Genomic DNA, 12,330 nt, shown 5'->3' on the forward strand with positions numbered 1-12,330 from the left:
GGCAGGGTGCAGGGGGCAGGGGGCAGGGGGCAGTAGATAATTATTTCTCCGCGTCTCCGCGTCTCCCAATCTCCGCGTCTCCCCACCCCCCATCTCCGTGTCTCCCCAACTCCCCGCGTCACCCCATACCCATACCCCATACCCCCATTGCATGAGAGAAAAAATTGACGCATTAACACAAAATCTAGCTCGTACCATTGTTGGTAAAAATGAAGCCGTACGCTTAGTGCTAGTTGCTTTGCTGGGTGGTGGTCATGCCCTTCTAGAAGATGTCCCTGGAGTTGGTAAAACTCTGCTTGCCAAATCTCTAGCGCGATCGCTTGATGGTAAATTTCAAAGGATACAATGTACTCCCGATTTACTACCAACGGACATCACCGGCACTAACATTTGGAACCCAAAAAGCGGCGAATTTACTTTTCTCCCTGGGCCAGTATTTGCCAATGTTCTGCTATCTGATGAAATCAACCGTGCCACCCCGCGTACTCAGTCAGCTTTACTAGAAGTAATGGAAGAGTATCAAGTCACAGTTGATGGTGTCTCTCGTCCCGTTCCTCAGCCTTTCTTTGTCATTGCTACCCAGAACCCCATCGAGTACCAAGGCACATTTCCCCTGCCAGAAGCACAAATGGATCGGTTTATGCTGTCTTTGAGTTTAGGCTATCCCTCAGAGTCAGAAGAACTACAAATGCTGCAAAGTATCCAGCAGCGTCTTCCAGTTGATGATTTGCAGCCTTGTATTACCTTGGCAGAAGTAGCTCAATTACGCCAACTTTGTTCTCAGGTACAAGTGGAAACCTCCTTGCAAGAATACATCGTGGAATTAGTGCGGACAACCAGACAGGATGAAGAAATCACTCTTGGCGTTAGTCCTCGTGGTAGTGTGGCATTACAAAAAGCTACCCAAGCACTAGCTTTTATCTCCGGCAGAGATTACGCTCTTCCTGATGATGTGAAGTTTCTTGCGCCTTATGTTCTGTGTCATCGCCTCATTCCTAGAGGTGGACGCAATGCTAAAACTGTAGTTGAGCGGTTATTGCGATCTGTGCCGATTCCGTAATTAAAAAAAGGTTAAGAAATGTATCCAAAACTGCTGGCTTGTCTTGCTGAGGTGATTGCCTTTAATAAACAAGTCAGCGATGGGTAGCATCAAACGAATTCGTTTTGGTACATTGATTATAGAATATAAAAAAGAAGTTTAAATTATGCAAAAAATTATTATCAAAAACTTCGGTGCAATTCAAAATGCAGAAATTGAAGTCAAGAAAATATTAGTTTTGATTGGTGAACAAGCCAGCGGTAAAAGCACTATTGCTAAATTGATTTACTTTTTTAAAACACTCAAAGATGATTTGTTTAGTCAAATTTATCAAGATACACAGAAGGATTATTTTGATACACCCTCTGATCTAATATTTCCTATAAGAGACAAGTTTTATAATTTTTTTGGTTCGACATTTCACTTGCCTGATTTTGAAATAACTTTTTATTATAGTGTTGAGCAAGATAAATACTTAACATTAACTCTTAATGAGAATAAAAGACTTAATTCTCGATTCAGCGATAATTTGTTGAACGAGAATTTTAAAAGTTCTGCTACTCAAATAAAAAAACTTTTTCAACAGAATATAAATCCAAATAATATACATGAACAATTGGCGTATGATCAAAATAAAATTAAATACGCTAAAATGCTTTCTACATTATTAAACGAATTTTTTGAAAGCTATCAGACAGATTCATTATTCGTAATTGCAGGTCGGAATGCAACAGTCAGTTATTCTGATTTTTTTGAAAAAAATCTGTTTGCAAGTGTTCAGCGTACCTTAGAAGAAAATAGTAAAATAAAAGAAAATAGTAAAAAATTTCAGCGTAAACAACAAACAATAGATGAAACTTTAATGCTGAAATTCATGGAAAGAGTTGGCAGAATTAAAGACATATTCAAAAAATTTAAAGATTTTATAGGCATAATTGAGAACTATGAAGATGACATTGACAGAAAGGAGGATTTATATCTAATAAAAAATAGAATAGATAACATACTCAAAGGTAAATACTTAATTGATGATTGGGGAGAAAAAATATTATTTAAGCCTGAACAAAGAAAGTATGTTTATCTTTCAAATGCTTCATCAGGACAACAAGAAGTGATAAGAATTTTACAAGATATTTTTCTGAACATCCTTGATGATGTAAAAGTATTAAGAATCATAGAAGAACCAGAAGCACATTTATTTCCTGTTGCCCAAAAACAACTGATTGAATTATTAGCTTTAATGGTGAATCACGATGAAGATAATCAACTGATTATTACTACCCATAGTCCTTACATACTCACAGTTTTTAATAATCTACTCTTTGCAAATAGAGTAGTTGACAAAAATACCGCAGCAGACGCTGAAGTAACAGCAATAATTCCTAAAGATTGTTGGTTAAATGCTCATGATTTTTCAGCTTATTCATTAGGGAATCAATCTGTTTCTGAAACAACGAATTATTGTGAGTCCATTTTTAATACTGAAAAAGGTACTATTCAACAAAATTATTTGGATACTGTTTCCGAACTTTTGGGTGGTGATTTTCAGGCTTTGTACAGTATCCACGCTAGAACTTTTAAAAGAAAATGAGCAAATTTGAAGATATAAAAGAACATCTATCAAATAGTTTTGCTACATTTTCAGATTTTCTAGAAATTGAATTAAAAGCAGAGTTTTCAGTGATAGATTATCAAGGACAATCTTTTATTATTATCAATATTCAGTTTGATGATAATACATTTACGATTAAGCTCAATGGTAGTGAGACTGTTATAAACGATTTTGATAACACTAAATTATTTAATATAAGCAATGCTAAAATGATTGGTTTTATTCCTATTGATGGAAAAAAGGGACTTTTGGGATTTGGTGATTCTCATTGCGATTTTGTCTTTTTTGATGAAACAGATTTTTGTTTCGTAGAGTTTAAATTGAATGCAACAAGTGAGAGAAAGGTAAACAAGAATAGGGTAGACGCTATTGGGCAATTAAAAAATACTATTAATTTATTTGATGATAAGTTAGAAAAAAATTACGCAGGGTTAAATTTAGAAGCTTATGTTTGTACTCCTGAATTTTACAAATACCCAAGATTCAATTCAAGTTGGCAAGAATTGGCAGAAGAGTTTTTAGAGGAAAATGGTATTCCACTTTTTGAAAGAAATGATAAAACCTGCAAGTAAATAAGACATTATGCAACAAATTTTTATAAAAACAGTCTAAAAATCAGGTGGTCACAGATTGCTCAATGATGAGGTATTTATTTTAATAGATACAAGAAAATACAATATTTACACTAAAGTAACTAAATTGATGTTAAATACGATTAAGCCTAAATCATCCCATCCAAAACTGAAACGCCAACTGCTGATTGTGATGCTAGTCATTTTTGGTTGGAGTATAGCTATAGGATTTATACTGGGTTTAGCCACCAGCACCCACGCAGCTAACCCTCCATCATCAACTGGTACGGTTGATGTAGTGCCGGCACAATACCAACTAGCGCAAGAACTATATCTAGAAAACTGTGCTACCTGTCACATCGGCATACCACCAGCGGTTTTTCCCACCCAAACATGGAAAAATATCCTCCAAGATTCCCAGCACTATGGTGTACAGATTAAGCCTTTAGTCGATCCGCCGCGCATTTTAGTGTGGAAGTACCTTTCTACTTTCTCTCGTCTTCACCTCCAAGATGACTCAACACCCTATCGCCTCAATGAGTCCCGTTATTTCAAAGCTTTACATCCTGGTGTTAAATTACAACAACCTGTAAACATGAACGGTTGCGTCAGTTGTCATATTGGTGCTGATAAGTATGACTTCCGCAGCCTCACTCCAGAGTGGGAGTAGGGATTAGAGACACGGGGACGCGGTGACACGGAGATGGGGCGATGAGGTGACGCGGAGATGGGGTGACGCGGAGACGCGGAGAAATAATTACCTACTGCACCCTGCACCCTGCACCCTGCCCCCTGCCCCCTGCCTTCTGCCTCCTGCCCCCTGCCTTCTGCCCCCTGCCTTCTGCCTTCTGCGCCCTGCCCCATCTAGCGGCAAAATGATACTATGAAGACAATTTAAAATAAGATATAAGTTAAAACCAATCATTGATTCAGGTGATTGGTTTGTTTTTATTCTGTTTTTGAGTTAATTCTGGTTTCTCAGCCATCCACAAGCAAAACGGCTGGGTTAGGTTAAATGTCTATAATCAAATAACCAAAGCTTTAATCTCCATCCCCCTTGATTTAGTTCTATAAACTGCCATGCTAAAACTTTTGTTGGGCGATCCCAACGCTCGTAAGCTTAAAAAATACCAACCTTACATTACAGAAATTAACCTTTTAGAGGAAGAAATTAAGGCGCTCTCTGATGAAGAGTTAAAAGGTAAAACCGCCGAGTTTAAACAGCGTCTGGCCCAAGGCGAAACACTAGATGATATCTTACCTGAAGCTTTTGCCCTTGTCCGGGAGTCGGGACGACGAGTGCTGGGGTTACGGCACTTTGATGTGCAACTATTAGGCGGGATAATTCTCCACACTGGGCAAATTGCCGAAATGAAAACCGGTGAGGGTAAAACCTTAGTTGCTACCTTACCGAGTTATTTAAATGCTCTAACTGGTCAAGGTGTACACGTTATTACCGTTAATGATTACCTGGCACGTCGGGACGCGGAATGGATGGGTCAGGTACATCGGTTCTTGGGGTTAAGTGTGGGGCTAATTCAGTCCACCATGACCCCCAGTGAACGCCAAAAAAACTATGCTTGTGATATTACTTATGTCACCAACAGCGAGATAGGCTTTGACTATCTGCGGGATAACATGGCCACGTCAATGGCTGAGGTGGTGCAACGCCCATTTAATTACTGTGTTATTGATGAAGTAGACTCGATTTTAGTTGATGAGGCGCGGACACCACTGATTATTTCTGGGCAGGTGGAAAGACCGACAGAAAAGTACTTGCAAGCAGCAGAAATAGCTTTTACTCTCAAAAAAGATGAGCATTACGAAGTAAATGAAAAGGATCGTAACGTTCTGTTGAGTGATGAAGGCTTTGCGGAAGCAGAAAATCTTTTGGGTGTGACAGATTTATTTGATCCAGAAGACCCTTGGGCGCATTTTGTGTTTAATGCGATTAAAGCTAAGGAATTGTTCCTCAAGGATGTAAACTATATTGTCCGTAATGACGAAGTTGTTATTGTTGATGAATTTACAGGTCGGGTGCTGACGGGACGACGTTGGAGTGATGGTCTGCACCAAGCAGTTGAAGCTAAGGAACACGTAGACATTCAGCCAGAAACCCAAACTTTAGCCACAATTACCTATCAAAACCTGTTTTTGCTGTATCCCAAGTTGGGGGGGATGACGGGAACGGCAAAAACGGAAGAAGTCGAGTTTGAAAAGATTTACAAACGGGAAGTAACTATTATTCCCACTAATCGGATTAGAAGACGGGAAGACCTGTCTGATATGGTATTTAAGACCGAAGCAGGCAAATGGGGTGCGATCGCTAGAGAATGTGCAGAAATGCACCAAAATGGTAGACCTGTGTTAGTGGGAACCACCAGCGTTGAAAAATCTGAACTTCTCAGCCGACTCCTGAAGGAAATGAATATTCCCCATGAGTTACTCAACGCTAGACCAGAAAACGTGGAACGGGAAGCAGAAATTGTCGCCCAAGCCGGACGCAGGGGTGCTGTAACTATTGCCACGAACATGGCGGGAAGAGGTACGGATATTATTCTCGGTGGTAACTCCGAGTATATGGCGCGGTTGAAGTTGCGAGAATACTTTATGCCCCGCATCGTCAGCCCAGAAGATGAAGATAGTTTTGGGATGCAAAGGGCTTCTGGACTACCTATGGGTGGTAATGGTGGTGGTCAAGGTTTTCTTCCTGGTAAAAAGGTGAAAACTTGGCGGGCTTCCCCGGAAATTTTCCCTACCCAGTTGACAAAGGAAACAGAACAGCTTTTAAAAGAAGCGGTGGAAGTGGCTGTAAAAGCTTACGGTGAGCGCAGTTTACCGGAATTGGAAGCCGAAGAAAAGGTAGCTGTAGCGGCGGAAAAAGCACCTACAGATGACCTGGTAATTCAGAAATTGCGGTCAGCTTACCAAAGCATTAAGAAGGAGTATGAAGTATTCACCAGCACAGAACATGATGATGTGGTGAATAGAGGCGGTCTGCACGTGATTGGTACAGAACGTCACGAATCACGGCGGATTGATAATCAATTGCGTGGACGGGCGGGAAGACAAGGTGATCCAGGAACTACAAGATTCTTCCTCAGTTTAGAGGATAACTTATTACGGATCTTTGGGGGCGATCGCGTTGCCGGCTTGATGAATGCTTTCCAAGTAGAGGAAGATATGCCTATTGAGTCGGGTATGTTAACTCGCAGTTTGGAAGGCGCACAGAAAAAGGTTGAGACTTATTACTACGACATTCGTAAGCAGGTGTTTGAGTATGACGAGGTGATGAATAACCAACGTCGTGCTATCTATGCGGAACGTCGCCGGGTGTTGGAAGGTCAAGATTTGAAGGAACAGGTAATTAAATACGCTGAAAAAACGATGGACGACATCGTTGATTATTACATCAACCCTGATTTACCTTCGGAAGAATGGGAGTTGGATAAGTTGGTGGATAAGGTGAAGGAGTTTGTTTACCTGTTGGCTGATATGCAGTCAAGTCAGTTGGAGGATATGGGGGTTTTAGAAATTAAAGCTTTCCTCCATGAACAAGCGCGGATTGCTTATGATATGAAGGAAGCGCAAATTGACCAGATTCAACCGGGTTTGATGCGTCAAGCGGAACGATTCTTTATTTTGCAACGCATAGATACTTTGTGGCGGGAACATCTGCAACAAATGGATGCTTTGCGTGAGTCGGTTGGTTTGCGTGGTTATGGGCAAAAAGACCCTCTGATTGAGTATAAGAGTGAGGGTTATGAGTTGTTCTTGGATATGATGGTGAATATCCGCCGTGATGTGGTTTATTCGCTGTTTATGTTCCAGCCTCAGCCTCAGCCTACTGTGCAGACTTCTGAGATGGTTTAAGAGTTTTTTCACGCAGAGACGCAGAGGCGCAAGAGAGGCGTTTTCTGCGTCTTTTGTTTTATGAGGAATGAACCGCGAAGACGCGAAGGACGCGAAGGTAAGAGGAGGAAGAAGAGTTAAGTTAATTATTCAGCGAACATTTCAGCTAAGATATCCAGCACTGCTTTTTGTTCTTCTGTACTAATTTGACCTAGAAATTTGACTAATCGAGTTTTATCTATTGTGCGAATTTGGTCTAGTACAATTTGTCCTTCTTTTCCTTGAAATTGACAGGTTACTCTTGTGGGGTATGGTTGCCCTTTTGTTGTCATTGGTGCAACTATGACGGTGGCAATATGGTGGTTTATTTCGTTGGGTGAAATTATTAAACAAGGGCGTGTTTTTTTAATTTCACTGCCAATGGTAGGATCAAGATTAACTAGGAAAACATCAAATCTGTTAACTACCATTGCCATTCAGCTTTATCCCATTCTGTTATATTCACATCATCTAATAAGACATCATCGCGTTTTTCTGCCATTTCTATAAATGCTTTTTCCCAACCTTTTCTTACTTGTTCAACTGGGCGAATAATGAGATGATTACCGTGAACTTCTATTTCTACTTCTGAGTTAATTCCGCTTTGTTCTAATAAGGTCTTGGGGATGCGTAACCCTTGGGAATTGCCGATTTTGACTATTCGGGTTTTTATTGATGTACCCATTTTTTGTTTTTGGGGATAAGGTGGTATCTACATTGTAATTACCGGAATAGGAATGGTCAAGTAGAAAAGTGGAAGTGGTGGTGTAAAATTATGATATGGGTTAAGATTTTTTTAATCTTCTAGACATAGAAGTACGGAGAGTTTTTTGGCTGTTTATGTTATACTGCTTTGAAAAACTACTTTATTTAATCAAATAATGGAAATTATACTCAACATTAACCAAAAATTGTTGCATGGGAAAATAATAACTAAAAAAGTATTCCAGTCAATTAATTTTCTTGTAAACAAGAGAGATATAATAAATACTATCAGCGATATAGATGATTTTATTTACCATATAATCAACCATCCAACAGATGATTTAGAGGCATTAGAATTTCATCTTAACCGTGTCAGCTTGAAAATAGCCGAAGTTTTATGGATAAGAGAAATCTTTATTAGCAGAAGTGTTATTGAATCATTATTATTTTCATTAATCAAAGATCCTCATGTTAATGATCCTATTGAAAAATTTTTGTATCTCATTGAAGATTATGGTTTGCATAGACCAGGACTTGTTATTTATCCTATTCATTCATTTGGTATACTTGGTTTCGGTTATGCTCGTTTTTTCACAAAAAGTAAAGCATATTTTTTATTGGAGGATGCAGGTATAGCAATTACGCCTCAGTCAAATTCTAAAGAAGTTCTTTATTCATTACTAGAAGAAATTCCCTTTAAAATGGGAATTCAAGAAAAAGTACCTATAGATTCCATAGAACATTATACAAGAAGTCGTTCTCTAAGATGGTTAACTAACAATCCATTGTTATTTGTCAGGGTGAACATTTTTAAGGGAGGATACTATGAAAATCAGTTTTTACTTATCATCAAATTAAAAATTGCTAAATCCTTGATTTTAATGCTTTCAGTATTAGGAAAAACATCGGAAGAATTCGATGGAATGAAAAAGTTTAGTTCATCTAAACTTAATAACTTCGAGACTTTAGACATCAAGCATTATTTAGTTTTTCAAGTTGGATTAAATAATGAACAAAATTTAGATGGCTTTTGTGTTCCAATTAACGTCAATAGATCAGGATTAGCTGAATTATCATCATTGAAAATAGAGTTATATCCAAATGAATGGCAGGATAAAACAGATATATTGCAGCAGGTAGAATCTGCACTGCGAAAAGTTGAAAGTGGTTATATTTCCAATTGCATCAATTTTCAAAAAAATAGACAAGAAACTGTAAAATCACGAGTTTACCGTAAAATTTTTGATTCTATCAAATATTTTGAACGTTCATTCCGTGATAAATCTGAAATAGAAGATAGTATCGTTAATTTAGCAATAAGTTTTGAATGCTTGTTAACTGATTTTTATGCTAAAGGAGTGTACAAAAGAATAATTAGGCGAGCGAGAATAGCTTTAGAGAGTGTGCCAAATTTTGAAATATTTTATACATCTGTGGATAATTTATATACATCCAGAAGTCAGATTGTCCATTTAGGTAGAACTGTCAAGACTATTACTGTATCCTAACTAATTGATATAGCATTTCCTAGTTGGTGAAGTACAAAATCATCTGCGTTTATCTGCGTCCATCTGCGTTTAATCATTACAGCTTGTACCTCATATAAATGAAAAAGCTATTATTCCTCTGTAGCCAAAATAGACTACGCAGCCCTACCGCTGAAGCTGTATTCTGTGAATATCCAGGATTAGAAGTAGATTCCGCAGGTTTAGACAGAACCGCCGAAATCCCAGTCTCTACAGAAGCTATAGAATGGGCTGATATCATCTTTGTGATGGAAAAATCCCATAAAAGCAAACTATCTAAGAACTTCCAACTCTTTCTCAAAGGTAAAAGGGTAATCTGTTTAGATATCCCTGATGAATATGAATATATGCAAGCAGATTTAATTGAGTTATTAAAGCGTAAGGTTTTACCGCTATTGGGAACATAATAGCTGTTTCCCTCCCTACCCTTTAACTTGAATATATATATTAAGTATTGTTTCCACAACTTCTGCACAATCTTGGTCTAAATTAAAACTATAAGAGTACTGCGACTATTGCTGGAGTTGGATGATTTTCGTTGAATCGACCATCGCTATCCGTAGTCATCATCACTCTGATTATACCAAATTAACTTTTTAATCGAGAGTAGACATGAATAATCTAAAACCTATAGAATCCACTAGCCTTTTTCAAGAATTCCAAATTTGTACACAACTGCAATATAACGGACAATTAAATATCAAAAGTTCAGAAGGAAAAACATGGCTTTTCTATTATCGTCTAGGACAGCTAGTTTGGGCAACAGGAGGAACTCATCCATCTCGACGGTTGCGGAGAAATTTAGCTAAATATTGTCCCTATCTTGATATTAGTAAATTAAACTTAAGTCCTGAAAATACATCAATAGAACATTGGGATTATCACTTTCTGGACAACCTGCTTCAAGGTAATAAAATCAAAGCCGAACAAATTAACGCGATTGTAGAAAATACAATATCTGAACTTTTATTTGATTTAGCCCAGCAGGCAAATTCTACTTCTTTAACTTGCCAAAAAAACCAAAATATCATCTTAGAAGCACCAATTAGTTCCACAACTGCAAATATGTTTTTCAGGCAAATGCAAGACTTTTGGGATAGTTGGTCAAACGCTGGATTAGCAAGTTTTTCTCCTGACTTAGCACCAGTTTTGGTCAAACCAGAGGAACTTAAAAGACAAGTAAGTCCATTAGTATACAAAAATTTTGAGACTTTTCTCAACGGCAAACATACGCTGTGGGATTTATCTGTAAAAATGAAACAGAGCGTTATCAAAATTGCCCATTCCTTGCTTCCTTATATTAATCAAGGAATAACAGCACTGGTAGAAGTCCCCGACTTGCCGTTACTAGTAATGAAAGTTAAAAACAACTACAACAGTAACAAAAAATCAAATAATCCGAATGCTCCATTAATAGCTTGTATTGATGATAGCCCCCAAGTTTGTCAAATGTTAGAGAGAATTGTTATCTCCAATGGAATGAGGTTTATCAAAATTGAAGATCCTTTACAAGCTCTACCAATTTTAATTGAGAATAAGCCAGACTTCATTTTTTTAGATTTGATTATGCCAGGGATAAATGGTTATGAACTCTGTGCAACTTTACGACGAACTTCTTTGTTTGCTAAGACACCTATAGTCATTTTGACAGGCAGTGATGGTGTTTTTGATAGAGTTCGATCTAAAGTTTTTGGTGCTACAGATTTTATGAACAAACCCGTAGCTACAGATAAATTGGTGGGGATAGTAGATAAATATTTAGGTACTGTACCAACCATAGATAATCTGTCTAATTTGGCATTTTGTTCTTAAATTAAATATCTAAATATCGGAAATTGCTTTCCCTGGATAACGGGGTAGGTATACAGTAATCTTTGTACCTATTTGTTCTTTACTTTCCAGTAAAATCCTTCCTTGATGAACTTCCACACATTTTTTCACCACCGCAAGTCCTAAACCAGTTCCTTTAATATCACCGACATTACTAGAGCGGTAGAATGCTTCAAACAAGTATGGTTGATTTTCTAAGGGAATCCCCATGCCTTGATCTCGGACTTGGAATATAGTCATGTGGTTTTGACATTCTAAATCAAGATAAACCGGCTCTCCAGGATGAGAATATTTAATAGCATTAGAGAGTAAGTTATTCAGTATTCGCTGGAGTATTGTTAAATCCATTTCTGCCTGGGTTGAGTCTCCCAAGCAAGTGAAACATATTTGATTTTGATCACCTAGACTATATTTTAGGGTGTCAATGAGTTCGTGACAAAATTCCTGCAAGTTAACTGATACAGTTTTATACTGCATTTTTCCCACTTCCATACTACCGATGAGCAGGATGTCATCCAATAAAGAAAGCAGGTTATCAACAGCAGTATTAATCTTGTTAATGTAACGGTTGATTGTCTCAGGAGCCGGAGTTTCTCCACCACATTCAAGCAATCCGGCAAAACCTTGAATACTGGTAAGCGGATTGCGGAAATCATGGGAAATCATGGATACAAACTCTGACTTGAGACGGTTGAGTTCTTGCTCCTGTTCTAAAGCTTTTAGTGCTTTTGCTTTTGCTTGTTGGAGTTCTATTTGCATTCGTCGCAAACTTAATTGATTCTCAATGCGAGCTAGTACTTCTTCGACTTGAAAAGGTTTGGTAATATAGTCTACTGCTCCGACGCGAAAAGCTCTGACTTTATCTATGGTTTCGCTGAGGGCGCTGAGGAAAATTACGGGAATTTCTTGAGTATGCTGATCTCGTTTTAACTGCTCACAAACCTGATAGCCATTGATATTGGGCATATTAATGTCTAAGAGGATAATATCTGGATGCTCCATGGCCACAGCCTTGAGTGCGATCGCACCGTTATTGGCACAACGTACCTCATACCCCTGTTCTTCCAGCATACTGGAAAGTAAATGTAAATTGTTTGGCGTATCGTCAACAATCAGAATGTTACCTTTACCTGGATCAGTGTGAAAGTTGTTCAT

At 38.1% G+C, this 12,330-nt stretch carries 11 protein-coding genes; 8 read left to right on the forward strand and 3 right to left on the reverse strand.

Annotated features, from left to right (window positions below; translation table 11 throughout):
* Positions 1–151: 151 nt before the first annotated feature.
* From H6G68_RS06500 to secA, 5 genes are all read left to right on the forward strand, one after another.
* Positions 152–1,060 (forward strand): AAA family ATPase, encoded by a 909-nt coding sequence (locus tag H6G68_RS06500; protein ID WP_190905902.1) that lies wholly within the window; start codon positions 152–154, stop codon positions 1,058–1,060.
* Positions 1,061–1,205: 145 nt separating this feature from the next.
* Positions 1,206–2,630 carry an AAA family ATPase gene (locus tag H6G68_RS06505; RefSeq protein WP_190905903.1) on the forward strand — a complete coding sequence of 475 codons (1,425 nt, stop codon included), beginning with the start codon at positions 1,206–1,208 and terminating at the stop codon, positions 2,628–2,630.
* Positions 2,627–3,223 (forward strand): hypothetical protein, encoded by a 597-nt coding sequence (locus H6G68_RS06510; RefSeq protein WP_190905904.1) that lies wholly within the window; start codon positions 2,627–2,629, stop codon positions 3,221–3,223. The genes H6G68_RS06505 and H6G68_RS06510 overlap by 4 nt, the downstream gene beginning before the upstream one ends.
* A gap of 130 nt (positions 3,224–3,353) precedes the next feature.
* Positions 3,354–3,893, forward strand: coding sequence for a cytochrome C (locus H6G68_RS06515; protein ID WP_190905905.1), 540 nt, complete (start codon positions 3,354–3,356; stop codon positions 3,891–3,893).
* A 410-nt stretch (positions 3,894–4,303) separates the two neighbouring features.
* Complete coding sequence (gene secA, locus H6G68_RS06520; RefSeq protein WP_190905906.1) at positions 4,304–7,096, forward strand: preprotein translocase subunit SecA; 2,793 nt, start codon at positions 4,304–4,306, stop codon at positions 7,094–7,096.
* Positions 7,097–7,221: 125 nt separating this feature from the next.
* Here secA and H6G68_RS06525 read toward each other — a convergent pair whose 3' ends face one another.
* Both H6G68_RS06525 and H6G68_RS06530 read right to left on the reverse strand, forming a co-directional pair.
* Positions 7,222–7,551 carry a type II toxin-antitoxin system PemK/MazF family toxin gene (locus H6G68_RS06525; RefSeq protein ID WP_190905907.1) on the reverse strand — a complete coding sequence of 110 codons (330 nt, stop codon included), beginning with the start codon at positions 7,549–7,551 and terminating at the stop codon, positions 7,222–7,224.
* A complete protein-coding gene (locus H6G68_RS06530; RefSeq protein ID WP_190905908.1) occupies positions 7,539–7,799 on the reverse strand; it encodes an AbrB/MazE/SpoVT family DNA-binding domain-containing protein in 261 nt (86 codons plus the stop codon). The genes H6G68_RS06525 and H6G68_RS06530 overlap by 13 nt, the downstream gene beginning before the upstream one ends.
* Positions 7,800–7,995: 196 nt before the next feature.
* Here H6G68_RS06530 and H6G68_RS06535 point away from each other — a divergent pair, with 196 nt between their 5' ends.
* From H6G68_RS06535 to H6G68_RS06545, 3 genes are all read left to right on the forward strand, one after another.
* Positions 7,996–9,327 carry a HEPN domain-containing protein gene (locus H6G68_RS06535; RefSeq protein ID WP_190905909.1) on the forward strand — a complete coding sequence of 444 codons (1,332 nt, stop codon included), beginning with the start codon at positions 7,996–7,998 and terminating at the stop codon, positions 9,325–9,327.
* Between the two features lie 98 nt (positions 9,328–9,425).
* Positions 9,426–9,752, forward strand: coding sequence for a low molecular weight protein tyrosine phosphatase family protein (locus tag H6G68_RS06540; RefSeq protein ID WP_190905910.1), 327 nt, complete (start codon positions 9,426–9,428; stop codon positions 9,750–9,752).
* Between the two features lie 205 nt (positions 9,753–9,957).
* Positions 9,958–11,157: a response regulator gene (locus H6G68_RS06545; RefSeq protein WP_190905911.1), complete on the forward strand. Its 1,200-nt coding sequence runs from the start codon at positions 9,958–9,960 to the stop codon at positions 11,155–11,157.
* 9 nt (positions 11,158–11,166) lie between these two features.
* On the opposite strand, the gene H6G68_RS06550 is transcribed toward H6G68_RS06545, so the two are convergent.
* Positions 11,167–12,330 (reverse strand): hybrid sensor histidine kinase/response regulator, encoded by a 1,164-nt coding sequence (locus tag H6G68_RS06550; RefSeq protein ID WP_190905912.1) that lies wholly within the window; start codon positions 12,328–12,330, stop codon positions 11,167–11,169.

The organism is Anabaena catenula FACHB-362 (assembly GCF_014698735.1).
Classification (GTDB): Bacteria; Cyanobacteriota; Cyanobacteriia; order Cyanobacteriales; family Nostocaceae; genus Anabaena; species Anabaena variabilis_A.